Origin of the sequence: Tropicimonas sp. IMCC34011, assembly GCF_003390865.1 — a bacterium.
Lineage (GTDB): Bacteria > Pseudomonadota > Alphaproteobacteria > Rhodobacterales > Rhodobacteraceae > Tropicimonas_B.
The window spans coordinates 331,194-354,113 of record NZ_QMEJ01000002.1; the positions used below are offsets into that span (position 1 = coordinate 331,194).

Sequence of the window (22,920 nt, forward strand, 5' to 3'; positions counted from 1 at the left end):
GTCGCATGACCAATCCCGCGCCCATCCCCGCCAAGACAAAACGCAACGTCACCGTCCTCGTCGCAGCCCAGGCCATCCTCGGGGCACAGATGCCGATGATCTTCACGGTGGGGGCGTTGGCGGGCGGGATCCTGTCGAGCAATCCCTGTTTCGTCACGCTGCCGATCACGATGCTGGTCTTCGGCTCGATGACCACGGCGCCGTGGCTTTCCTCGCTGATGCAGGTTGCGGGACGGCGCACGGGCTTCCTCGTCGGCACGCTCGGAGGCACGCTCGGCGCCCTGACGGCGGCGCTGGCACTCTGGGTCGGAAGCTTTCCGCTGCTGCTCCTCGGCTCCTACCTCTCCGGCATCTACATGTCCGCCAACGGCTTCCTGCGCTTTGCCGCGGCGGACACAGTCGAGGGGGACTTCCAGCCCAAGGCGATCAGCTACGTCATGGCCGGCGGCCTCGTCTCCGCCCTCATCGGCCCGCCGCTCGGAACGGCCGTGGCGGAGAGTTACGCCGTGCCCTTCGTCGGCACCTATCTCGCGGCCGCGGCGATCAACGTCGTCGGGGCGTTCCTCTTTCTCGGGCTGGACATCCCGCGCCCGCCGAAACCCGAGCCCGGCGCCGATGGCGGGCGGACGCGGATGCAGCTTCTCTCCTCCCCCACCATCCTCGTCGCCATCATCTGCGCCATGGTCTCCTATGCGTTGATGAACCTTGTGATGACGTCGACGCCGCTCGCCGTCGTCGGCTGCGGCTTCGCGACGAGCTCGGCCGGTCTCGTCGTCTCGGCGCATGTCATCGCAATGTACGCCCCGTCTTTCTTCACCGGCCACCTGATCGCCCGCTTCGGCGCGCGCACCATCGTGGCGGTCGGCCTTGCCTGCCTCGCGGCGGCGGGAGGCGTGGCGCTCATGGGGGTGGAACTGGCGAACTTCTTTGGTGCGCTGATGCTGCTCGGCCTTGGCTGGAACTTCGGCTTCATCGGCGCGACGTCGCTTCTGTCGAAGGCGCATACCGCAGCCGAGCGGGGCCGCGTGCAGGGCATGAACGATTCGATCGTCTTCGGCTGCGTCACCGTCGCGTCCCTCGCCTCGGGCGGGCTGATGAACTGCTCCGGCGGCGACGTGATCCAGGGCTGGACGGCGGTGAACCTCGCGATGCTGCCCTTCCTGGCATTGGCCGGCGGGGCGCTGATCTGGCTGGCCGTCATGCGCCCGAACGGCTCGCGCTTCAGCTGATCGCCTGCGCGCTCCAGCGGGAGCGGGCCGCAAGGCGCAGGAGCCGCCAGCTTTCGCGGTGGGGGGAGAGGGCAAGCCCGCCCCGGTCCACGAGGTCCGGATCGCGCTCGGCCATGCGCAGGATCGGTCCGGCCGTCCACGCCTCCAGCATCGGCGCAGAGGCGGTGCGCCCGAGCCGCGCGCGCCACGGGGCGCCGGCCGCGAGCCGCGCCCGCGCCTGTCGCGCCAGGGCCGGGATATCCACACCGGCGGGAAGCGCTGCGCGTCCGCTTGACGCAAGCTCGGGCACCGCCGCGAAGTAGCGCGCAAGACCGCCCGCCATGCCGAAGCCGATGAGCGCGTCCTCCGCCTCGGCCGGAGCGCCAAGGGCCCGCGCCGCGACCCAGAGCGGAACGCCGGCCGTGCCGCGCAGGAACCCTTCCAGATCGTCCGCTGCGACCACCTCGCCGCCCACGATGTCTCCGCGCCGTGCGACCACCGCTGCGTCCAGCGTTCTCGCCCCTTCGGCGCCGACCGCCGCCGCAAGAGGCTCCACCACCTCGTGTCGTCGCGGCCCCTGCCCGTCCGCGATTTCCTCGAGAGCATCGCGCCACCACTGAAGGCGCATCTCGGCGATCATCGGCTCCTTGGTGACATGGGGCGCGCGCGCCACTTCGAGCGTGAAGGCATGGACCGGAAAGAGCACGGCCCGCGCCGCGACCGGTGCGGCCATCACGGCGCGGAACCGCGCAGGATCCCCCCGCTCCACGATCCCGGCGCAGGCGGCGATGGCGTCCGGCGCGGCGCTCACTCCGCGGCGAGCCCGGCCATGGTCGTCGCGCCCTCCTGCGCCAGTTTCCAGCGCACCGCATCGCAGAGCGCCTCGAAGGACGCGTCGACTATGTTGGGAGAGACGCCGACCGTGGACCAGCGCCGGCCCTGGTCGTCGGCGCTGTCGATGATGACCCGCGTGACCGCCTCGACGCCGCCGCCGGTGATCCGCACCTTGAAGTCCACCAGCCGCATGTCCTCGATCAGCGGCTGGTAGGGCCCCAGGTCCTTTGCCAGAGCCTTCGAGAGGGCATTCACCGGGCCCTGGTCGCTGCCCTCGGGCCCCATGCTCTCGCTGACCGAAAGGGTCGTCTCGCCGCCGATGGAGAGCACGACGACCGCCTCGGAATGGCATTCCATCCGCCCGCCCGCTCCGCGCCTTCGCTCGACGATCACCCGGTAGCGCTCGATCTCGAAGAAGTCCGGCATCCCGCCGAGCGTCCGCCGCGCGAGAAGCTCGAAGCTCGCCTGTGCGGTATCGAAGGCGTAGCCGACATCTTCCCGCCGCTTCACCTCGTCGAGGATCTCGGCGAGGCGCGAATCCCCCTTCTCGACCTCGATCCCCGCCTCGAGCAGGCGCCGGCGAAGATTCGACTGCCCTGCCTGGTTGGACATCGGGACGATCCGCTCATTGCCGACGAGTTCCGGCTCCACGTGCTCGTAGGTCGAGGGGTCCTTCAGGATCGCGCTGGCATGTAGTCCCGCCTTGTGGGCGAAGGCCGAGCCGCCGACATAGGGCGCCGTCTTTGCCGGAACCCGGTTGAGGATGTCGTCGAGCTTGCGGGAGATCCGCGTGATTCCGGGGAGGGCCTCCGGCGGAACGCCGGTCTCGAAGCGCTCGGCATAGGACGGCTTCAGAAGAAGCGTCGGAATCAGGCTGGTGAGGTTGGCGTTGCCGCACCGCTCGCCGAGGCCGTTGAGCGTCCCCTGGATCTGGCGCACGCCCGCCTCGACGGCCGCCAGCGTTCCGGCGACCGCCATACCGGTATCGTCATGGGTGTGGATCCCCAGCCGCTCGCCCGGAATGCCGCTCTCGATCACGGCGCGGACGGCGCTGGCGATATCCTGCGGCAGCGTCCCGCCATTCGTGTCGCACAGGACGATCCAGCGCGCGCCGGCGTCGTAGGCCTCGTGCAGACAGGCCAGCGCATAGTCGCGATTGGCGGCGAACCCGTCGAAGAAATGCTCCGCGTCGAACAGCGTCTCCCGCCCCTCGGCGACGAGGTGGCGGACGCTCTCGCGAATGTTCTCCCGGTTTTCCTCCAGCGTCACGCCGAGCGCCGCCGTCACGTGGAAATCATGCGTCTTGCCGACGAGGCAGATTGCGCGCGTCCCCGCGTTCAGGACCGCGGCCAGGACATCGTCATTCGCCGCGGAACGCCCGGCCCGCTTGGTCATTCCGAAAGCGGCGAAGGTGGCGTGGGACAGGGCCGGTGCCTCGTCGAAGAAGGCGCTGTCGGTGGGGTTCGCCCCCGGCCAGCCGCCCTCGACATAGTCGAGCCCGAGCCCGTCCAGCATCTCGGCGATTTGCCGCTTTTCCTTGAGGGAGAACTGCACGCCCTGGGTCTGCTGCCCGTCGCGCAGGGTGGTGTCGTAAAGCCAAAGCCGCTCCCGCGTCATGCCGCGTCCCCTTCCTCTTTCCTCAAAGCCCCACCGGAGATGCGCCGGGCGGGCAATCCCCCGGACCGGTCAGTCCCCCGCGGCGCCCTCATCGGGGGGCACTCCCGCTTGCCGCGAGGGCGTCCAGCCGCGCGGGATCGAACCCCTCCCCCGCCACCAGCTCGATTCCCTCGCGGGACATGCGCACCTCGACACCGGCCGCGGCGAGATCCGTCTTCATCTGGTCGACCGCGGAAAAGTCCTTGCTCGCCTTCGCCGCCTCGCGCTTCGCCTCCATCGCGCGCGCGAGTTCGGCCAGCATCTCGCCCTCGCCCCGATCCTCCGCCCAGGCCCCGAGCTCTTCGGTCAGGATCCCGATCAGCCGCCCCGCGGCAAGGAGCGCCGGCGCATTGCCGTCGCGGGACAGCTCATGCATCCCCGCCACGAACCCGGGCACGTTCAGATCGTCCCGCAGGATGTCCAGCATCGCGTCCGGAATCTGGCCCGGTTCGGCACCCGCCGTCTCCTGACGCCAGCGGCGCAGGAGGGTCTTCGCCTGCCCCGCCTTGTCCCCGGTCCAGTCCATCGGCTTGCGATAATGGGTACCGAGGATGACGAAGCGAATGACCTCGCCCGGGATGCCCTCGTCCAGCAGGTCGCGGACGGTGAAGAAGTTGCCGAGGCTCTTCGACATCTTGCGCCCCTCGACGCGGAGCATCTCGTTGTGCATCCAGATCCGCGCGAAGCCGCCCTCCGGGTGTGCGCAGCGAGACTGTGCGATTTCGTTCTCGTGGTGCGGGAAGGTCAGGTCGCTGCCACCGCCGTGAATGTCGAAGGACGGGCCCAGAAGCTCGTAGGACATGGCCGAGCATTCGATATGCCAGCCCGGACGCCCCCGTCCCCAGGGACTGTCCCATCCGGGCAGATCCGCGCCCGAGGGTTTCCAGAGCACGAAATCCATCGGATCGCGCTTGTAGGGCGCGACCTCGACGCGGGCGCCCGCGATCATGTCCTCCACCGAGCGGCGGGACAGCCGTCCATACTCCGGGTAGGAGGAGACGGAGAACAGCACGTGCCCCTCGGCCTCGTAGGCGTGCCCGGACAGGACAAGCCGCTCGATCATCGCGATCATGGAACCGATATGCTGCGTCGCGCGCGGCATCTCGTCCGGCTCCAGAACGCCGAGCGCGCCCATGTCACCCAAGTACCAGCCGGTCGTTTCGTCCGTGATCTGCGAGATGGGACGCCCCGTCTCGGCGGCGCGGGCGTTGATCTTGTCATCGACGTCGGTGAAGTTCCGGACGTATTTGACGGCGCCCGGATGATCGTGGCGCAGGAGCCGGTAGAGCTGGTCGAAGACCACCGCCGAACGGGCATTCCCCAGATGCGCGCGATCGTACACCGTCGGCCCGCAGACGTAGAGCGATACCGGCTCTCCGGCACTCTTATCGAGCGTCGCGGGGGCCTTGGTAAGGGAGTTCCAGAGCGTGATCTCGGACATGGGAAGGGGCGCTCCTTGGGGCGGCGCCCGGTCCCCGAATGTCCCGATATGGGTGCGAGTGTGACCGGCCGCCGAAACGTTCAGCGAATAATGCAGGTCAGAATGCAGGCGGGACGGGTCATGGCCTCCCCATATCGTGCCCCGTCAGTCCTGCCAAGCCTTGCCACGTCGCCGGAGCGCGAACGGCGCCCGCAAGGCAGAACCGCCCGTGACCGCGGCGGGACCGGCAAGGCCGATCTCTGCCGCGACACGGACGACGGACGGCATGAAAACCGCCCGAATCTCCACTCGGACCCTGTCCACTCGTACACAGGATAGGGCACTGCCCTCCCCCGGGCGCACCCTGCCGCATTTTGGCCACGATTCGCAGGGCGCTCTCCAAAAAACTCGGCCCCTGTGACCCCGCGGCAGCACCTGCACCACGCGCACAAAAAAGCGGCCGGGATTTCTCCCGGCCGCCCTTGTCCTGATCCGCCCCGCACATCGGCGGGACGCGATATCAGAAGCGGAAGCTGACGCGCGCCTGGGCGGTCGTCATGTCGAGGTCGACACCGCTGTCGTCGTAGTCGTCGAACTTGTGGCCGAGGATCTCGCCGCCGACGGAGACGCTGTCGGTCACCATGTACTCGGCGCCGAGGCCGAGGAAGGTGCCCTGGTCGTCGCCGATGTCGTCGGACTGGGCGAAGGACGCACCGCCGGTGCCGTAGATCAGCGTGCGGCCAGCGTCGTAGCCGGCGCGGATCTTGGCGAGGTGCAGCGCGTCGATTTCGGCGTCGACGTCGTCGAACTCAACGCCGGAGGCGTTCAGGTCAACGGCGGCACCGAGGACGAACGAACCGAAGTCGTAGTCGTAACCGGCGTGCACACCGCCGAGGGCGCCGTCGCCATCTTCGTCGTCGAAGTCGACGAACGCGTCATCATCATCATCACCGTCGTCGACGGAGACGTTGCCGTAGCCGAGCTGGCCACCAGCGTAGAAGCCGGTCCAGTTGCCGACGGGGGCAACGGCCACCGGGGCGGGAGCCATCACGACAGGCTCGGCGACAGGGGCGGTGAGGCCGCCGGCGAAGGCGGGAGCGGCGAGGCCGAGAGCGGTGGTGGCCGCGAGGATGCCTGCAAATTTCATGAGTCACTCCTTTCAGGAGGTCTGCTTCGTTTCGTGACTAACGGGGTCTGCCCCGTGCCACGCTCATCTAGGTGCCGTGAGCCGGAATGTCAGTTCACGAACCGCGTGATTGGCAAATTTTTTGCATTTGGATACAGAAGTTTGCGCGTCATCCCGCCCGCGGCGGCAGAATCCGGCCGACAGGTGGCCCTCCAATACCCCGCGATCAGGAAGTCCGCTTCTGAGGCTTTTTCGACACACCCCCGGAAGCGGGCTGAAACGGCCTCTCAGCCGGCCTTCTCCTCGAGCGTGAGCCATTCCGACTCGGCACTCGACAGCGCGTCCTGCCGGGCGGCGAGGGCCTCCGTCGCCTTCCGGAACTTCATCGGCTCCTTCGTGAAGAGCTGCGGGTCGGACAGGAGCTGTTCGAGCTTTGCGATTTCGGCCTCGATCCGTTCGATCTCGCCCGGCAGTTCCTCCAGGCGGTGCTTCTCCGTGAAGGAGAGGCTCCCGCCGGATTTCGCCGCGGGCGCGGGCTCCGCCTTCGTCTTGGTCGCCGGCGCAGGCGACGGTGCCGACGCGGCGGCGGCGAAGATCGCGTCCCCCTCGGGGCGCTGCGCGAGCATGTCGGTCCAGCCGCCGGCATAGAGCGTCGCCGTCCCGCCGCCCTCCATTACCACGGTCTGCGTCGCGATACGGTCGATGAAGTCCCGGTCGTGAGAGACCAGAAGGACGGTGCCGTCGTACTCGCCGAGAAGATCCTGGAGCAGGTCCAGCGTCTCGATGTCGAGATCGTTGGTCGGCTCGTCGAGCACCAGCAGGTTCGCCTCGTGCGCCATGATCCGGGCGAGCAAGAGCCGCGCCCTCTCCCCGCCCGACAGCGCGCGAACGGGCGCGCGGGCCTGGGACTCGTCGAAGAGGAAGTCCTTCAGGTAGCTCACCACGTTCCGCGGCGTGCCGCGCACCATGACCTGATCGCCCTTGCCGGCAATGCGGGTCGCCGGATCGCCGGTGAGACTTTCCCAGAGCGTCGCGTCCGGATCGAGCTGGGCGCGGGTCTGATCGAAGACCGCGAGTTCAAGATTGGTGCCGAGGCGGATCGTGCCGCTGTCCGGCGCCTCGTTGCCGATCAGCATGTTCAGAAGCGTCGTCTTCCCGGCGCCGTTGGGGCCAACGAGGGCGAGACGGTCGCCGCGCTGCACGCGGATCGTGAAATCGCGAAGGATGTCCTTGTCGCCGAAGCGCTTGGAGATGTTCCTCGCATCCACCACCAGCTTGCCGGAGGTCCGGCCGCTGTCGATCTCCAGATCCGCGGTGCCCTGACGCCGGATGGCGCCGGCCCGCTCCTCCCGCAGCGCCTGAAGCGCGCGGACGCGGCCCTGGTTGCGCTTGCGGCGGGCGGAGATCCCTTCGACCGCCCAACGGGCCTCGGCCTTGATCTTGCGATCGAGCTTGTGAAGGGCCTCGTCCTCCTCGGCCCAGGTCTTCTCCCGCCATTCCTCGAAGGAGGCGAAGCCGGCTTCCTGCCGCCGCACCTGCCCGCGGTCGAGCCAGAGCGTCGCGCGGGTCAGCCGGGAGAGGAACGCCCGGTCGTGGGAGATGAGGACAAACGCGGCGCGGGTTTCGGCGAGGCGATCCTCGAGCCACCGGATCGCGCCGATGTCGAGATGGTTCGTCGGCTCGTCGAGGAGCATGAGATCCGCATCCTCCGCGAGAAGGCGCGCGAGGGCGGCGCGGCGGCGCTCCCCTCCCGATGCCGTTGCAACGGGCCGGTCCGGATCGAAGTCCAGACCCTCGGCGGCGGCTTCGACGCGCCATTCCTCGGACGGATCGAGTCCGGCCATCGCGTAGTCCCCGAGGGTTTCGCAGCCGGCCATGTCCGGCTCCTGCTCGAGACGGGCGACGGTGGTCCCGGCCGGAACCGTGCGCGCGCCGGTATCGGGCTCGACCACGCCGGACATCACCTTCATCAAGGTGGACTTGCCAGAGCCGTTGCGGCCGACCAGGGCCACGCGGTCCCCTGTCTGCACCACGGCGTCGAGGCCGGAGAAGAGAGGATCGCCGCCCCAGGTCAGGGAAACGTCGGAGAGCTGCAGGAGAGGTGCTTTTGCCATGCCGCGCAGCTATGCGGGCCGGGCAGCGGCGTCAACGTCCCGCGGCGGTCCAGGGATCGTACTCGTAGAGCCAGGCGAAGCGGTTCGGCAGGGTGTTGGGGGAGATGCGCTCCATCGCCGACAGGCTCGCATGGGCGATCCGGGCGAGCCCGCCTCCCAGGTGATAGTTCCGCGCATTCGCCGCCGCCGCGGCCGTGACCTTGCGCACCCGCCCGATCCGGAGCGCGCTGAAGGCCGCGAGGGCGGTCGCATCGGGAGAGGGGCGCTCGATCAGCGTGGCGAGGACAGCCGCATCCTCCAGCGCCATCGTCGCGCCCTGTGCCAGGAACGGCAGCATCGGATGGGCCGCGTCCCCGAGGAGCACGACACCGCCCGAAGACCAGGACTTCATCGGCTCCCGCAGCCATAGTCCCCAGGGCCGCGCCGTCTCCACCGCGGCAAGCCAGCCGGGCACCGGGCCGCCGAAGCCGGCAAAGGCCGCGCGCATCGCCTCGGGCGCGGCGGAATGATCCCAGCCGTCGGGCCGCCGCTCGTCCCTCGCCTCGACGCCGACGAGGTTCAGTTCCTTACCGCCCCGGAGAGCATAGGCCACGAGATGCTTGCCCGCCCCGAGAAAGACCTCGGCGCCCGAAGGCATCTCCAGCTGGTCCCCCGGCACAGTCGCGCGCCAGGCGATCTGCCCCGAGAAGACGGCCGGCATCTCGCCGACCACCGCCTCCCGGCCCTTTGAATGGATGCCGTCCGCCGCGACGAGCAGGGAGGTGCGGATGCGCTCGCCATCGACGAAGTCGATTTCCGCGCCCTCGGCCAGCGCTCGGACGTTCGTTGCCTCGCGCCCGGTTTCGATGGAGACGCCGGCGCCCCGCGCGGCCCGCTCCAGGACGGACAGCAGATCGGCGCGGTGGAACTGGCGGAATTCTCCGAAGCGGGTGAGATCGAGGGAGACGATCCGGCGGCCCTTGCGACTGTCCCTGAGGGTCACGCGGCCGGCGGCCACGGAGGCATCGCGGGCCGCCGCTCCGCAGCCGAGGCCATGCAGGACACGCATCCCGTTCGGCCCGACCTGAATCCCTGCACCGACCTCGGACAACGCGTCCGCCCGTTCGAGGACGCGCACACGGGCGCCACGCCGGGCGAGCGCTGCCGCCGCCGCGAGGCCGCCGATCCCGGCGCCGAGGACGATGATGTCCCGGCCGCTCAGCATTCCTCCCCCCTTACAGGCGGACGCCGGGACCGAAGGCCCCGGCGTGTCGTCGTATCAGGTCGTCGCAACTGGGTCAGTCGTCCCTGTGAACCCGCTCGCGACGCTCGTGCCGTTCCTGGGCCTCGAGACTGAGCGTCGCGATGGGCCGCGCGTCCAGCCGCTTGAGAGAGATCGGCTCGCCGGTATCCTCGCAATATCCGTATTCACCCTCGTGGATCCGGCGCAGCGCGGCGTCGATCTTGGCCACGAGCTTGCGCTGGCGATCCCGCGTGCGCAGCTCCAGCGCCCGGTCGGTCTCCTCGCTGGCGCGATCCGCGATGTCGGGGATGCTGCGGGTCTGATCCTTCAGGCCCTCGATGGTGTCGCGGCTCTCGTCGAGCAGGTCCGCCTTCCACGCGAGCAGCTTGCGACGGAAGTACTCCGTCTGCAGGTCGTTCATGAAGGGTTCGTCCTCCGCCGGCCGATAATCGTCGGGAAGAAAGGTTTCCTGCTTCATGACCGCTCCCTTGCGTCCTGTGACGTCGTCATCCCGCCTGTCAGAGATGTCATCGTGAAGTCTGGCGAGCTGAGACATACCGGCTTCCTTTGCGGCGGTGATTACTCCAACGCCCCGCTCTTGTCACTAGGGCTTGAGGGGGCACCGCGCCGTGCGTCACGCGCGCGGTACAAGTGTCGCGGTGGCTTCTCAAAGGGTTATAGTCAAATGACTTTTGATGGAACGGCAAACTATTTTGCATCCCCTGATCTTACTTTGGCGGTCAACGCCCCGGTGAAGCTGCAACGTCCGCGTCTCGCCAGAGGCGAGCCTTGCACCAGCGAGACCGTGCGCGCCCCTTCAACGCCCCCGTGACAATCAAGACGGGCAATACCGAAAAGAAGCTGCCGGGCGCAGTCCTGCGCCGCTGCGTCTTCCGGTAAATCCGCGCCGCGGACCTCGGGACGATGAAAAGACCTGACGGAAGCGGCTCTGATGCGGTTCTATGCACTGCGCGAAAAGGCTGGTCTCTAGAAAACGCCTCCACCTCGTAGGTGCTGCACTGGCTGAAGCCGCTCCTCGCCGAGAACCCGCCCCCAGCCGATATGCCCGGAGAGGCGACGAACGCCCTGCCCCCGTGGCACCGCTGAAGACGAGCAGGACGTGCATCTGCTCGAAAAGCCCGCCTTCATGGCGCGCCGGGATAGGCGCCGAGGCTCAGGCGCCGGCGTCCAGCGTCACCGCCTCCTGCCGCGCGGTCCCGGACCGCTCGAGGGTGAGCGTCACCTCCTCGCCGACCCGGTGCTCCTCCAGCGCGGCCTGAAGGGCCTCCAGCGTCGTCACGGGTGTGCCGTCGATCTCGGTCAGGATGTCGCCGGGCACGATCCCGCCGCGGCGCGACAGGCGGGCGGGCTCGATTCCCGCCTCCTCCGCACCCGAGCCGGGCCGCACCCCCATGATCACGATCCCCTCCAGTCCCTGACGCCGGGCCAGCGCGTTGACCCGCGGATTGGCCTCTATGCCGAGATCCGGCGGCGAGTAATGTCCCCGCTCGATGAGCTGCGGCACCACGCGGGCGAGGGTGTCCACCGGAACGGCGAAGCCGATCCCGGCACTTGCGCCGGACAGCGAGTAGATCGCCGAGTTCATGCCGATTAGCCGGCCCGACGAATCCAGCAGCGGACCGCCCGAATTGCCGGGGTTGATCGCCGCATCCGTCTGGATCAGGCCGCGAAGCGCCGGCCCGCTCTCGCTCGGCAATTCGCGGTCGAGGGCAGAGACGACGCCGGTCGTCAGCGTCCAGTCAAGGCCGAAGGGGTTGCCGATGGCGAGGACCGACTGCCCCACCCGCAGAGGCGCGCTCGTCCCCCGCGGCAGGGCCGGCGGCACGGAGTCGGCGTCAATCCGGAGCACCGCGATATCCCGGCGCGCATCGACGCCGACCAGCTCGGCCTCGTAGGTCTCCCCGCTCGCAAGACCGACCCAGGCCCGGGACGCCCCCTCGATCACGTGGGCGTTGGTGATGATATGCCCGCGGTCGTCCCAGACGAAGCCGGACCCGGTGCCCCGCGGCACCTCCCGCGATCCGTACCCGAAGGCCCCCGCCAGCCGCTGCGAGGTGGAGATGGCGACGACCGATCCGCGCGTGGTCTCGAAGGTCTCGATCACCGCCTCTTCGTTCGGCGCGAGGTCCCGCGACACCGGTGCAGGGTCCGGCAGGGCCGCAACGCTGGGCCGGTCGAAGGCCCGCACGATCTCGGGCGTGTTCCAGGCGAGGATGAGAGCGGCGGTGGCGGCAAGAAGGAGGATCAGGCGGGACAGGACGCGCATGGGCAGTGGCTCGCAGGCAAATGCGGAGCGACCTCGTGGCCCCGCCGGCAGCTGATGTGGCGCCTTCCTCCTTCCGCGGCAAGGCCGGTGCGCCGGAGCGTCGCGCCCTTTTCCCCGTCATGGTTACTCTCCCGTGGTCGCCGGCACCGGCGGACGACGGCCGGCGTCCCTCCCGGCGCCGGTTCGGGCTTGACGCGGGCGCCCATGCAACGAACAACCGCGGCCATGGCAGGCGGAATTCTCTCGATCGATCTCGACGCAATCGCAGCGAACTGGCGTGCGCTGGACGCGATGTCCGGCCGCGACACCACGACGGCAGCGGTGGTGAAGGCGGATGGCTACGGCCTCGGCGCAAGCCGGGTGGCCAAGGTGCTGAGGTCGGCCGGCGCAGAGAGCTTCTTCGTCGCCATGCCGGAAGAAGGTGTCGCGCTCAGGCTCGCCCTCGGCGGCGGCCCGGAGATCTTCGTCTTCAACGGCCACATGCAGGGCGATACCTCCATGATCCGGGATCACGAGCTGATCCCGCTGCTCAATTCCATCGAGCAGATGACCTTCCATTTCGAGCACCTGCCGGACGCGCCCTTCGGCGTGCAGCTCGATTCGGGAATGAACCGTCTCGGGCTGGAGCCGGGCGAGTGGGAGGCCGTTGCACCCTTCGCGCTGCCCCGCGGCCCGAAGCTCCTGATGTCGCACCTCGCCTCAGCCGACGAGCCCGGCAGCCCGCAGAATGAGGACCAGCTCGCCGCCTTCCGCGACATGACCGACGGGACCGGCATCCGCCGCTCCCTCTCGGCCACCGGCGGAACCCTCCTCGGACCCGATTATCATTTCGATATGACCCGCCCCGGCGTCGGACTCTACGGCGGCCTGCCCTTCGCCGAAGCGATCCCGGCCGCGCATCTGCGCCTGCCGGTGATCCAGACGCGCCTCGTCGCACCCGGCGAGGCGGTGGGGTACAACGCGACATGGGCTGCGCGGGAGGAGTCCCTGATCGCCACGGTCGCCGGCGGATATGCGGACGGCCTCCTTCGATCGCTGTCAGGGCGCGGAGCCCTCTTTCAGGGCGAGGTCCCCTGCCCGATCCGCGGCCGCGTTTCCATGGACCTGATCGGCGTCGATATCAGCCATCTCGACGAGATCCCTGACCATCTCGACATGCTTTCGCCGGCGCAGACGGTGAACGACGTGGCAGATGCAGCCGGGACCATCCCCTATGAAATCCTGACCTCCCTCGGAACGCGCTACCGCCGCTCCTACCACCAGTCAAACTGAGTCACTGCCTAGTCGGCGGGTCCGCCCTCGAGATCATCCGCGGGGGGGTCGGCCTTCGGCAGATCGAAGACCTGTCCGGGATAGATCAGGTCGGGATCGCGGATCTGGTCCCTGTTCTGCTCGAAGATCTGAACGTAGTCGTACCCGCTTCCATAGCGGTCCGATGCAATGCCCCAGAGCGTGTAGCCGGGCTGAACCGTGATGACAGAGGCGCGGACCACGTCGGGATTGCCCTCCTCCGCCTCGATCCGGGTGGCCTCGATGGTGCTCGGCGCTTCGCGGCGGAAGGGCGTCTCGAACCGGGAGACGACGCTGCCGCCGCCCCCCACCTGATCGACGCGGACGGTGTAGGTTCCGGGATCGACCCCCGGAAGCGGCGTCCGCCACGAGCCGTCGCCCGCGATGGCGACCCGCTCCACCGGCCGGTTGTCCACGTAGATGCGCACTTCACCGTCACCGTCCTCGTCGCCCGCATGCGCTGCGGTCCGGCCTTCGAGCAGGACCTCGCCGTCATCGCCATACGAGATCGCGTCGATGACGACCCGATCCCCCTGCCCCTGCTCCGAGTCGCCGGGTTGAAGGACGCTGACGCCCTCATCGCTGGCCAGAAGAACGGTCGGCGCCCGCGATGTCCGCTCAGCGTCGGGCAATGGCGCTTCGGAGCGGGCGGCATTGTCCGCAGGCGCCTCATCTGCCTCGGCAAGCGCGGTCTCCGGATCGGACTCTGCGACGGGCTGCCGAGGCTGGACCTCCGCCTGCGTCTCGCCTGTCGGCACGTCCATGGTTCGCGTAGCTTCCGGCAGCGGCGCCTCGGGGCGATCGGCTGAACCTGCCGGGGCCTCGACCTGTGCGACTCTGTCCGGAGCCGCTTCGGGATCTGCCTCGGCGACCGAAAGCTGTCTCTCGGGCTCCGGCGCGGCCGCTGCAGTGGCCTCCGTCTCCTCGGTCGGTGGCGCGGCCGCTGCATCGAGCTCCGACCCACCGCTGGCCGAGACGGACGCGAGCGCGACAGCCTCGCCTTCGTCGGTCTCTCCCGGCGATTGGGCCTCCCGACCGACAGGCATCTCCGGTGCGACCGCGGCGGGGTCTTCCACCAATGCAACGAGGTCATCGCCCTGCATCCCCGCCTCCGGCGGACTGGCAAGCGTCTCACCGTCCTCGGGATCGCTCTCGGCGAGCGATGGCACAGTGTCACCAAGCGCGGCGGCATCGAGTTCGGTTACCGGTGTGTCCGCTTCGGACAGCTCCTGCTCGGGCGCGTCCAGAACGCCGGGCGCCTCGTTCACGTCGTCCGCGGCGCGGCGCTCTGAGACAACTGGATCCTCGGGCAGCGCCGCGAGTTCCAGCGGGTCTGCCATGGCGAGATCGTAAGCGGGATCATCCTGCACCGCATCGTCCGGGGACGTATCGCCCGCGAGACTTGTCTGCGGACCCGGCGAGGGCGGCAGGTCCGCCTCGAGCCCGGCAAACTGGTCCTCCGTCCCGTCCTCGGCGTCGCCATCCGCGAGGAGCTCTCCTTCGCCGGTTCCCTCGCCGTCCGCCGGGGTCTCGCCGGGCGGCGGGGTCAGGATGACGGATTGCTCGGAGCGGATGACGGCGCCGTCATCCCCCCGGGCGACGATCTCCATGACCTGAGCGCCGGAGCCGAGCGCGATATCGAAGAGAGCGGCGAAGGTCCCCGACGCGTCGGTCGGCGCCATGGCGACCTTGGAGCCGTCGAGTTCGATGGTGACGGTGAACCCGGACGGAGCGGAGCCCGAAACGACCGTGTCCCCGTCCGGCCCGACGCGCACGAGATCGAAGACTGGCGGAACGAGATCCTCTTCAGAGGACGCCTCGCCGCGGTCTTCGGCAGCGTCATCAGCGGATCCCCCGGGCGTTTCAGGGTCGCTGTCGTCCGCACTATCTTCCAGCGCTGTCGACATCTCCGCCTCGCCCGCGGAGGACGAGCGATCTTCGGACGGATCCTCTTCAGGCACGGCAAATGTCGCCAGATCGTCGTCGTCCGGAACATCGCGGACCGCCGTGATGTCATACCAGGCCAGAACGGCGGCAATCAGCGCCGCGACCCCGAGCGCAAGGCCCGCCTTTCGGCCGAAGCCGGTCTTTCTCGCCATCGTCGTCCCCCAGATGCACCCAGACGTCCCGCACGGGACCGACTGCGCGGTCGGCAGAAGATAGCAACGTCTTGGAGGGCGGTCAAAACCCCGTGACGCCGCGGATTTCCGCCACGTGCCGAACCCGGCCCTAGATGGGTCGGTTTTACGAAGACACGCCGGGGACGGCACAAGGTTTCGGGGGCAGGTCCGTCTCGGACCAGGGTTGTCCCGGCGGCGTGGCAGAACCGGCGCCGCCGGGACGTCTTGGATCAGGCGGCGTCGAGCTCGCCTTTGACGATCTGCTCGATCTCGTCGACCGGATGATTCGTCAGCGTTTTCGGCACTTCACCGATCACGCGGCCCTGCACTTCCTTGTGCAGGTGGCTGCGCAGATCGCCGAGAACACGCGGGGACGCGACGAGCACGATCGACTTGAAGGCGTTCTGGTGCGCGCGCTTGTAAAGAAGCTCGGACAGCTCCTCCGCGAAGCGCTCCTTTTCCAGTTGGTGCCAGTCGGTATCCTCGAGCGCGGAGCGCTGGCCGACGCCGGTGTCGTTCATCCGGCCAGGCTTGTGCGAACCCTGCTCGCGGGTGGGCGGATTCTCATGGTGCTCCTCCCGGCGAACCTCAAAGAACGGGTTCTCGTGGTCCGTCTGGTTCTCCAGGATCAGGGCCTTCTCGCCATCTGCGATCAGGACCCAAGTGCCTTTTTCCAGATGTGCCATGCTCATTCCTCCTCGCCGGTTCCGTGAAGACCGCCGAGGCCGCCCTCACCTTTCTCGTCGGACTTCGTGACGCGAGTCGCGCCGCCGCCCTTCAGAGCCTGCTTTTCCTCATCCCGCGTCGCGACCTTGCGCTCCAGCTCGCCCTGCGCCCGGCCCTGCTCGGAGGGGGTGGGCAGGTCGGTGGTGAATTCGTCTGTCTCGCGGGTTCCGTCCTGCGAACGCTTGCGATCAGGCATCGTCGCCTCCTTGGCTTGTCTTTCCCTTCCAGAACGCGAGGTGGCTGGGCCGGGTTCCTGCGGGACGACGTGGCGGGAAGCGGGCCGAACGGGAGGGCGGGCAGACGATTCGATGCGGCTCCAGCTTCAGGTGAGGCCCCCTCAAACGCGAAGCTGCCCCGCGCCGGGGGCGCGGGGCAGCAAATCTTTCACCTTGCCGAAGGTCGGCCTCACATGCGGGAGGCGACGTTTTCCCAGTTCACGAGGTTGTCGAGGAAGTTCTTCAGATAGGCGGGACGCTTGTTCCGGAAATCGATGTAGTAGGAGTGCTCCCACACGTCGCAGCCCAGAAGCGCGGTCTGACCGAAGCAGAGCGGGTTCACGCCGTTCTCGGTCTTGGTGACCTTGAGCGATCCGTCCGTGTCCTTCACGAGCCAGGCCCAGCCGGAGCCGAACTGACCGCCGCCAGCGGCGGAGAACTCGTCCTTGAACTTGTCGACGGACCCGAACGCCTCGGTCAGCGCGCTCTCGAGCTCGGAGGGCATCGCTTTCGGGCCGGGGCCCATCATCTCCCAGAACTGGCTGTGGTTCCAGTGCTGCGAGGCGTTGTTGAAGATGCCGGACTGGGCGACGGCGGACTTGTCGTAGGTGCCCTTGACGATCTCCTCGACGGGCTTGCCGGCCCACTCGGTCCCCTCGATCAGCTTGTTGCCGTTGTCGACATAGGCCTTGTGGTGAATGTCGTGGTGATACTCGAGCGTCTCCTTGGACATGCCCTGACCGGCCAGCGCGTCGTGGGCATAGGGAAGCTCGGGAAGTTCGAAGGCCATTTTGGAAACCTCTCTCGTATCTGACTGAATGAGTGTCTGCGTGCTATCTGATGTGCATCGCTGTGGCGTCAACCCGCGGACCGACCCGGCGCGGGGTCATCTGCGCTCGCATCGGCCCGTCCCGCGAAAGATCTCGGTGAAGCCGGCAGCCTGTACCAGAACCGCGATCCCGCCCGTGTCGCGGCGCAGGCCGGCCCGGTACATGACCTTGGGAAGATATTGGCGGGTCGCGCTCTTGAGGCCGTAGACCTCCCAGTGGAGCGACACGCGGGGACCGGACTGCGAGGCGATTCGCCCCAGGATGGGCCGATCCGAGACCTGCCCCGTGATCTCGTCGGAGACGAGAATTCCGCTGCCATCGTCGAAGATCTGGAGCGTGGTGCGCTCCGGAACGTATCCGTACCTGCTGCCCTGCTCCTCCAGATCGCAATCCCAGATCTCCGCGACGGCCTCGGGGGCGAAGGCGAAGAGGGTCACGGCGACCGGAACAACCAACAGGCAACGCATCTCGTACTCCGTCCGAACATCGGTGGGCGTGGCGCGCCCTTACCACGTCAGCCTTGCGTCCGAAAACGCCCGTACCGCCAAACGGGTCGTCCCGTGGCCTGTCGTGGCGGAATGGCGCCCATTTGACGCCGAATGTCCCTGTCCTTGCCGCAAAGGAGGGGTGACGTGCTCGGGCACCTGTCGTTAAGGTCGGCGTCGGTATGACCCGCCCGCCCGGACCCCGGCAGGCAGGCCCTCCGGTGCGATCCCGCCGGGCGCATGGCCAGAGGGACAAGACCCGTCGCCGGATCGGGCGCGAGGCAGAAGAGGCGAGCCAGCATGACAAAGACACGTCCGCCCGAAACTCCCGGCGCCGCGCCGGACCGCGCGCGCTACACGATCCTGTCGATGATGAAGGATGAAGGCCATTCCGTGATCGAATGGCTCGCCTATCACCGCGAACTCGGCTTCGACAACATCTGCGTCTACACCAACAACTGCAACGACGGCACGGATGCGATGCTCATGCGTCTCGAGGCGCTCGGCTATTGCCGGCACTTCCGCAATGACGTGCCCGAGGGCAAGAAGCCGCAGCCGAACGCGCTGTCCCTGGCGGAGAAGAACCCCGCCGTGATGAACAGCGACTGGATCCTGACGATGGATGCCGACGAGTTCCTTGCGGTGAAGACGGGCGACGGGCGGATCGGCGATCTGGTGGCCGCGCTGCCCGGCGGCACCGACGCGATCGCGATCACCTGGCGCTTCTTCGGCTCCTCCGGATTGACGGACTGGAACCCAGGCCTCGTCACCGAGAGCTACACCCGTGCCGCGCCCGACCAGTTCAAGAAGGGCTGGGGCGTCAAGACGCTGTTCCGCCCGTTCGAGAACATGAAGCTCGGCATCCACCGCCCGCACATGCGCAAGGCCAAGCAGATCCCCGAGCGAGCGCAGGCGATGCTCAAACAGTCGTGGGTCAACGGATCGGGGCAGCCGATGCCGGAGGAATTCGCCCTATCCGGCTGGCGTTCCACCAAGCCGACGCTGGGCTACGATCTCGCCGAGATGAACCACTACGCCGTGAAGAGCATGGAGGCGTACCTGCTGCGCCGGATGCGGGGCAACGTGAACAACAAGGCGGACAAGTACAACGGCGCGTATTTCTCCATCTTCGACCGCAACGAGATCGAGGCCCGGACCGCGATCCGGCATTCCGCCGCGGTGAAGAGGATCATGGGGGAGATGCTCGCCGATCCCGAACTGGCGCGGCTCCATGAGGCGGCGCTGGCCTATCACGAGGCGCGGGTGCTGCAGCTGCGGCAGACCGGCGAATACGACGTCTGGCTGGCGGAACTGACACAGGCGTCCGAGGTGTCCATCGACAAGCTCGACGAGGTGCTCTTCACCCAGCACCTGCCGAAGGTCTGGCAGCAGAAGGTTGAGGAAATGCGCGCCTCGGGCGTGTCCGACAAGGCCATCGCGCTGATGATCGCAAGCAGCCAGACCGCGCGGAAGAAAGAAACCCGCGAGGCGATGCGCGCCGCGGCCGAGGGCCGCCCGGCGCCAGAGGGACAAACCAGCGCCGATGCAGCCGAAGAGGCGACAGCGCAGCAGGCCGAGCGAATGGCGAATGCTGCGATCGCTGAGACCGAGCGCCGCGCCGCTCTTCTTGCCTCCGACGTACCGGATCCGGCGCCCGCTCCCCGGCCGGACGAAACCCCGCCGGACGCGCCAACCGAGACGCCCCCTGCCCCCGGGCCGGATGCGCCGGATCCTGCCCGCCCGCCCGAGCCGGACGAGACGCCGCCCGATGCGCCGACGGAGCTGCCGCCGGGGGGACCGGGCGAGGATGTTCCGGGGGGACCGGCCGAGGTCCCGCCGGGCGGCCCGAGCGAAAGCCCGCCAAGCGCGCCACCCGAAATGCCGCCACAGATGTCGGGGGGCCCGAGGCCTGCGCGCCTGCGCCTCGTCCCGGCCGGACCGCTCTCCGGCGCGATGGAGGCGCCGGGAAAGCCACGGGCCCCGAAGATGTTCGGGGCAGCCCAAGGGTAGCGAGCTCGGGGACCGACACGGCTGGCGCGCCCAGGATCCACGTCGTCACCACGATGAAGAACGAGGCGCCCTACATTCTCGAGTGGATCGCCTATCACCGCATGATCGGCGCGACCGACTTCACCATCTTTACCAACGACTGCACCGACGGGACCAACCTGATCCTGAACCGGCTCGATCAGCTCGGGATCGTGCGGCATTTCGACAATCCACTCGGCCCCCGGATGGACCCCCAGCGCCGCGCCTATTCCCGCGCCGGCGGAATGGAGAAGGTTCGGGCCGCCGACTGGGTCATGATCGTGGATGCCGACGAGTTCGTGAACATCCGCGCGGGCGACGGCACCTTTGCGGACCTGATTGCGGCCTGCTCCTCCGGCGGCGATCCGGCGGCGATCTCCATCCCGTGGCGGATCATGGGCAGCTCGGGGGAAGCGCATTGGCGCGATGCCCCCGTCACCACCCGCTTCACCGCCGGCTCGACCTTCGAGGCCCCCGAGAACGGGCTCGTCTGGGGCTTCAAGACCCTCTTTAGACCGCGCGTCTTCGACTTCTTCGGAGTGCACCGGCCGAAATTCCGCCAGACCGAGGTCGATCCCGCCGAGATCCTCTGGGTCAACGCCTCCGGGCAGGACATGGGAGACCGGATCGTCCAGAAGGGCTGGTGCTTCAACGCCTCGACGATCGGCTGGGACCATGCCCAGGTGAACCACTACGCCATCAAGAGCCGGGAGGAGTTCCTTCTCAAGCGCCTGCGCGGCACCGCCAATTCTAAGAACAAGGGGCGGATCGACATGGGGTACTGGGAGAAGTTCGACCTCAACGCCAACGAGGACCGCTCGATCCGCACCGATGCGCTGGAGCGCGAGATCGCGTCCCTGCTCGAGGACGAGGCGCTGAAAGCTCTTCGCGACGCCGCGATCGAAACCTGCCGGCGCACCATCGACGCCCAGATGCAGGATGAAGCCCTGCGCCGCTTCGTGGAGACCGGGATCTACTCCGAGGAGGACGGGGACACGGGCGACGCCCCGTTCGGGGAGCGCCCGCACCCGGCTCCCGCGCTCCACCCCGCCGGCACTCCGCGGCTTCTCTGCATCGGCGCTCACCACAAGTCGGGCACGAACTGGCTTCGGCGCGCGCTCCACGCGATCCGGCGCGACCAGGACCTCCCGCTCCACCATATCGGCTCCCCGCGCGCGATGCGGAAGCTGGAGGGGACCGGCACCGCCCTGGCGGTCAACTGGTCGTCCAGCTTCCCCGAGGCGCTGCTGAACGATCCGGAGGCCCGCTTCATCCATATCGTGCGGGACCCGCGAAACGTTCTGCTGGCCGGCATGGCGTATCACCTGATCGCGCCCGAAGGCGCCCACACATGGCTCGACGAGCCGCAGGGCGCGCTTGCCGGGTCGACCTACCGGGACCATCTCAGCGCGCTGCCGGACAACGAAGCGCGTCTCCTCTTCGAGATGGAGGGCAGACACGCCGAGACGGTGAAGGAGATGCTGGCCTGGCCCTCCGGCCATCCGGGCGCCGTCCAGTTGCGCTACGAGGACATCCTGGCCGACACGGACGGAACGCTCCTCCGCGGCGCCCTGGAGACATGCGGGGTTGCAGGGCTCGACATCGACCGCGCGGTGGAGCAGATCCGGGCCCATGGTCCGCTCGGAGAGGCGATCCCCTCACCCGGCCGCGAAGCGGAGCAGGCCGAACAGGAGCGGCGGGACGCGGCAGCCAATTGGCAGAGCGACCTTCCCCGCCCCGTCGCCGTGAGCTACGCCGCCCGCTGGGGCGATGCCCTGAAGCGCCTCGGATATGCCGATGACGATACCTGGCTGGACGAGCTCGCCCCGCCGGCCCCCGCCCGCCGCTCGGGCGCGCGGTGACACTGCGGCTGGAAGGCCGGCTGCTCTGCGCCGATGACGCCGAGGCGGAGGCGGTTCGAGCGCATCTGCCGGAGCACGTGCGCCTGACCCGCGCGGAGCCGGGCTGCCTGTCATTCGAAGTGACGCCGGCCGGTCCGCTCGTCTGGACCGTCGAGGAGACGTTCACGGACCGGGAGGCCTTCGAGGCGCACCAGGCGCGCATTCAGGGCACCCCTTGGGCGAATGCGACGGCGGGGATCGTCCGGGACTACCGGATCACAGAGGATCCGCACGCCGTCACGCCCGAGTGAAAGCACGGGCACTGGCCGTTCGCAAAGTTGCGTCTATATCGGCTCCCATGTTCAGTGATCTTCTCAAGCGCCTGTCCGGCGACACGTCCCCGGAGCAGCTTCCCGACACCGACGCGCGCCTTGCGCTGACTGCCCTTCTCGTGCGCGTGGCCCGTGCCGACGGCTCCTACGATGCCCGGGAAATGGCGCGGATCGACCGCATCGTGGCCAGGCGCTACGGGCTGTCCGCCTTCGACGCCGCGACCCTGCGCGGCGATGCCGAGGGGCTCGAAGCCGAAGCCCCGGACAACGTCCGCTTCACCCGCGCCATCAAGGATGCAGTTCCCTACGAGGAGCGCGAGGCGGTGATCGAGGCGATGTGGGACGTGGTACTCGCCGATGGGGAGCGGAGCGAGGATGAGGACGGACTGATCCGCCTCGTCACCAAGCTGATCGGCGTGAGCGACAAGGATTCCGGCCTTGCGCGCCAGCGCGTGGAAGCCGCCCGCTCGTGATCGCCGCCCTGCCTGCCCTTGCCGGCGCCGAGGCGGAGACCGCCGAGTTTTGGTCCCTGATCCGCGATCACCTGCGCGAGCATGCGATCACGGCGCCGGGCGAGCTGGAGGATACCCGACCGGTCGGGGTGATCGGGGACGAGCACCTTCTCCTCGCCGAGATCCCCGCCCATGCCTACCTCTCCAACCGCGCCGATCTGACGCTCATCGGCACCTTCGACCGCGACATCGACGGCGTTCCCGCGGGGTTCTCCTGCCGCATCCTTCTGAAGCGGACGAGCGAGGAGACGCCGGTGGGCCCTGTTGCGGCCACCGACGCGTCGCTTGCCGAGATCTTTGAGCGCCGTCATTCGGCGGCGGAAACACCGGCGGAGGCCGCCCGGGCCGTCGCGGAAGGATCCGCCGATCTTGCCGCGATGGATGTCACCGAATGGCGCCGCATCCGTCATACGGACACGGACCTTGCGGAGAAACTGGAAGAGGTGGCCCGTTCGGACGCCCTCGCCGGCCCCGCCCTCGTCACCCGGCAGGACCGGCTTGCAGGCGCGTTGCGGATCGCGATCGCCGCCGCAGTGACGAGCTTGCCGCCCGAGACCCGAACCTCCCTCGGAATCTCGGGGCTTCTCGGGGTGACGGACGCGGCCTACGACCGGATGTCGTCGCAGAACTGACGCAAGGTTCAGGGGCGGCCACGGTCCCGCGGGCCGCAGATC

At 68.5% G+C, this 22,920-nt stretch carries 21 protein-coding genes; 7 read left to right on the forward strand and 14 right to left on the reverse strand.

The features are described from left to right. Positions 1–5: 5 nt before the first annotated feature. Positions 6–1,229, forward strand: a complete 1,224-nt coding sequence (locus DQG15_RS07950; protein ID WP_116084243.1) for an MFS transporter — start codon at positions 6–8, stop codon at positions 1,227–1,229. Here the strand turns inward: DQG15_RS07950 and DQG15_RS07955 are convergent. From DQG15_RS07955 to DQG15_RS07995, 9 genes are all read right to left on the reverse strand, one after another. Beyond that, positions 1,222–2,019 (reverse strand): squalene/phytoene synthase family protein, encoded by a 798-nt coding sequence (locus DQG15_RS07955; protein ID WP_116084245.1) that lies wholly within the window; start codon positions 2,017–2,019, stop codon positions 1,222–1,224. The genes DQG15_RS07950 and DQG15_RS07955 overlap by 8 nt on opposite strands. After that, positions 2,016–3,659, reverse strand: a complete 1,644-nt coding sequence (cimA, locus tag DQG15_RS07960) for a citramalate synthase (RefSeq protein ID WP_116084246.1) — start codon at positions 3,657–3,659, stop codon at positions 2,016–2,018. The genes DQG15_RS07955 and cimA overlap by 4 nt, the downstream gene beginning before the upstream one ends. 88 nt (positions 3,660–3,747) lie before the next feature. Then, the gene (gene cysS, locus DQG15_RS07965) at positions 3,748–5,139 is read right to left on the reverse strand and encodes a cysteine--tRNA ligase (RefSeq protein WP_116084248.1); all 1,392 of its coding nucleotides are present in this window, start codon (positions 5,137–5,139) and stop codon (positions 3,748–3,750) included. 144 nt (positions 5,140–5,283) lie between these two features. Beyond that, entirely contained in the window at positions 5,284–5,406 is a 123-nt protein-coding gene (locus DQG15_RS18725) for a hypothetical protein (RefSeq protein WP_255415122.1), read from the reverse strand. 232 nt (positions 5,407–5,638) lie between these two features. Then, positions 5,639–6,265: an outer membrane protein gene (locus DQG15_RS07970; protein ID WP_116084249.1), complete on the reverse strand. Its 627-nt coding sequence runs from the start codon at positions 6,263–6,265 to the stop codon at positions 5,639–5,641. Between the two features lie 266 nt (positions 6,266–6,531). Continuing rightward, positions 6,532–8,358 carry an ABC-F family ATP-binding cassette domain-containing protein gene (locus DQG15_RS07975; protein ID WP_116084251.1) on the reverse strand — a complete coding sequence of 609 codons (1,827 nt, stop codon included), beginning with the start codon at positions 8,356–8,358 and terminating at the stop codon, positions 6,532–6,534. A 31-nt stretch (positions 8,359–8,389) separates the two neighbouring features. Beyond that, the gene (locus tag DQG15_RS07980; protein WP_116084252.1) at positions 8,390–9,562 is read right to left on the reverse strand and encodes an FAD-dependent monooxygenase; all 1,173 of its coding nucleotides are present in this window, start codon (positions 9,560–9,562) and stop codon (positions 8,390–8,392) included. Between the two features lie 73 nt (positions 9,563–9,635). Next, positions 9,636–10,058 carry an RNA polymerase-binding protein DksA gene (dksA, locus tag DQG15_RS07985; RefSeq protein WP_116084719.1) on the reverse strand — a complete coding sequence of 141 codons (423 nt, stop codon included), beginning with the start codon at positions 10,056–10,058 and terminating at the stop codon, positions 9,636–9,638. Positions 10,059–10,754: 696 nt separating this feature from the next. After that, the gene (locus tag DQG15_RS07995; RefSeq protein WP_116084254.1) at positions 10,755–11,867 is read right to left on the reverse strand and encodes a S1C family serine protease; all 1,113 of its coding nucleotides are present in this window, start codon (positions 11,865–11,867) and stop codon (positions 10,755–10,757) included. Positions 11,868–12,092: 225 nt separating this feature from the next. Here DQG15_RS07995 and alr point away from each other — a divergent pair, with 225 nt between their 5' ends. Next, positions 12,093–13,139, forward strand: coding sequence for an alanine racemase (alr, locus tag DQG15_RS08000; protein ID WP_116084256.1), 1,047 nt, complete (start codon positions 12,093–12,095; stop codon positions 13,137–13,139). Between the two features lie 8 nt (positions 13,140–13,147). Here the strand turns inward: alr and DQG15_RS08005 are convergent, their stop codons facing one another. The 5 genes from DQG15_RS08005 to DQG15_RS08025 form a co-directional block, all read right to left on the reverse strand. Continuing rightward, positions 13,148–15,256: a LysM peptidoglycan-binding domain-containing protein gene (locus DQG15_RS08005; RefSeq protein WP_116084257.1), complete on the reverse strand. Its 2,109-nt coding sequence runs from the start codon at positions 15,254–15,256 to the stop codon at positions 13,148–13,150. Positions 15,257–15,507: 251 nt separating this feature from the next. Next, on the reverse strand, positions 15,508–15,963 hold the full coding sequence (locus DQG15_RS08010; RefSeq protein ID WP_116084259.1) for a host attachment family protein: 456 nt from the start codon (positions 15,961–15,963) through the stop codon (positions 15,508–15,510). 2 nt (positions 15,964–15,965) lie between these two features. After that, positions 15,966–16,199 (reverse strand): hypothetical protein, encoded by a 234-nt coding sequence (locus tag DQG15_RS08015; RefSeq protein WP_116084261.1) that lies wholly within the window; start codon positions 16,197–16,199, stop codon positions 15,966–15,968. A gap of 209 nt (positions 16,200–16,408) precedes the next feature. Next, on the reverse strand, positions 16,409–17,008 hold the full coding sequence (locus DQG15_RS08020; protein ID WP_116084262.1) for a superoxide dismutase: 600 nt from the start codon (positions 17,006–17,008) through the stop codon (positions 16,409–16,411). 96 nt (positions 17,009–17,104) lie between these two features. Beyond that, positions 17,105–17,515, reverse strand: a complete 411-nt coding sequence (locus tag DQG15_RS08025; protein ID WP_116084264.1) for a hypothetical protein — start codon at positions 17,513–17,515, stop codon at positions 17,105–17,107. A gap of 318 nt (positions 17,516–17,833) precedes the next feature. Here DQG15_RS08025 and DQG15_RS08030 point away from each other — a divergent pair, with 318 nt between their 5' ends. Genes DQG15_RS08030 through DQG15_RS08050 form a run of 5 tightly spaced genes read left to right on the forward strand, consistent with a single transcriptional unit; the run spans position 17,834 to position 22,878 of the window. After that, a complete protein-coding gene (locus DQG15_RS08030) occupies positions 17,834–19,543 on the forward strand; it encodes a glycosyltransferase family 2 protein (protein WP_232830763.1) in 1,710 nt (569 codons plus the stop codon). A gap of 53 nt (positions 19,544–19,596) precedes the next feature. Beyond that, complete coding sequence (locus DQG15_RS08035) at positions 19,597–21,423, forward strand: glycosyltransferase family 2 protein (protein ID WP_116084266.1); 1,827 nt, start codon at positions 19,597–19,599, stop codon at positions 21,421–21,423. Continuing rightward, a complete protein-coding gene (locus DQG15_RS08040) occupies positions 21,420–21,713 on the forward strand; it encodes a putative quinol monooxygenase (protein ID WP_370454172.1) in 294 nt (97 codons plus the stop codon). Before DQG15_RS08035 ends, DQG15_RS08040 begins: the two co-directional genes overlap by 4 nt. 47 nt (positions 21,714–21,760) lie before the next feature. Beyond that, positions 21,761–22,207 carry a TerB family tellurite resistance protein gene (locus tag DQG15_RS08045; RefSeq protein ID WP_116084267.1) on the forward strand — a complete coding sequence of 149 codons (447 nt, stop codon included), beginning with the start codon at positions 21,761–21,763 and terminating at the stop codon, positions 22,205–22,207. Beyond that, entirely contained in the window at positions 22,204–22,878 is a 675-nt protein-coding gene (locus DQG15_RS08050; RefSeq protein ID WP_116084269.1) for a PhnD/SsuA/transferrin family substrate-binding protein, read from the forward strand. The genes DQG15_RS08045 and DQG15_RS08050 overlap by 4 nt, the downstream gene beginning before the upstream one ends. Positions 22,879–22,920 lie beyond the last annotated feature (42 nt).

Coding starts and splice junctions, on each gene's coding strand:
- DQG15_RS08035 (WP_116084266.1), top strand. CDS start 19,597: ATGAAGAACGAGGCGCCCTACATTCTCGAGTGGATCGCCTATCACCGC.
- dksA (WP_116084719.1), bottom strand. CDS start 10,058: ATGAAGCAGGAAACCTTTCTTCCCGACGATTATCGGCCGGCGGAGGAC.
- DQG15_RS08030 (WP_232830763.1), top strand. CDS start 17,834: ATGACAAAGACACGTCCGCCCGAAACTCCCGGCGCCGCGCCGGACCGC.
- DQG15_RS08045 (WP_116084267.1), top strand. CDS start 21,761: ATGTTCAGTGATCTTCTCAAGCGCCTGTCCGGCGACACGTCCCCGGAG.
- DQG15_RS07950 (WP_116084243.1), top strand. CDS start 6: ATGACCAATCCCGCGCCCATCCCCGCCAAGACAAAACGCAACGTCACC.
- alr (WP_116084256.1), top strand. CDS start 12,093: ATGGCAGGCGGAATTCTCTCGATCGATCTCGACGCAATCGCAGCGAAC.
- DQG15_RS07975 (WP_116084251.1), bottom strand. CDS start 8,358: ATGGCAAAAGCACCTCTCCTGCAGCTCTCCGACGTTTCCCTGACCTGG.
- cimA (WP_116084246.1), bottom strand. CDS start 3,659: ATGACGCGGGAGCGGCTTTGGCTTTACGACACCACCCTGCGCGACGGG.
- DQG15_RS08020 (WP_116084262.1), bottom strand. CDS start 17,008: ATGGCCTTCGAACTTCCCGAGCTTCCCTATGCCCACGACGCGCTGGCC.
- DQG15_RS08025 (WP_116084264.1), bottom strand. CDS start 17,515: ATGCGTTGCCTGTTGGTTGTTCCGGTCGCCGTGACCCTCTTCGCCTTC.
- DQG15_RS08005 (WP_116084257.1), bottom strand. CDS start 15,256: ATGGCGAGAAAGACCGGCTTCGGCCGAAAGGCGGGCCTTGCGCTCGGG.
- DQG15_RS08010 (WP_116084259.1), bottom strand. CDS start 15,963: ATGGCACATCTGGAAAAAGGCACTTGGGTCCTGATCGCAGATGGCGAG.
- DQG15_RS08015 (WP_116084261.1), bottom strand. CDS start 16,199: ATGCCTGATCGCAAGCGTTCGCAGGACGGAACCCGCGAGACAGACGAA.
- DQG15_RS07970 (WP_116084249.1), bottom strand. CDS start 6,265: ATGAAATTTGCAGGCATCCTCGCGGCCACCACCGCTCTCGGCCTCGCC.
- DQG15_RS07980 (WP_116084252.1), bottom strand. CDS start 9,562: ATGCTGAGCGGCCGGGACATCATCGTCCTCGGCGCCGGGATCGGCGGC.
- DQG15_RS18725 (WP_255415122.1), bottom strand. CDS start 5,406: ATGCCGTCCGTCGTCCGTGTCGCGGCAGAGATCGGCCTTGCCGGTCCC.
- cysS (WP_116084248.1), bottom strand. CDS start 5,139: ATGTCCGAGATCACGCTCTGGAACTCCCTTACCAAGGCCCCCGCGACG.
- DQG15_RS07995 (WP_116084254.1), bottom strand. CDS start 11,867: ATGCGCGTCCTGTCCCGCCTGATCCTCCTTCTTGCCGCCACCGCCGCT.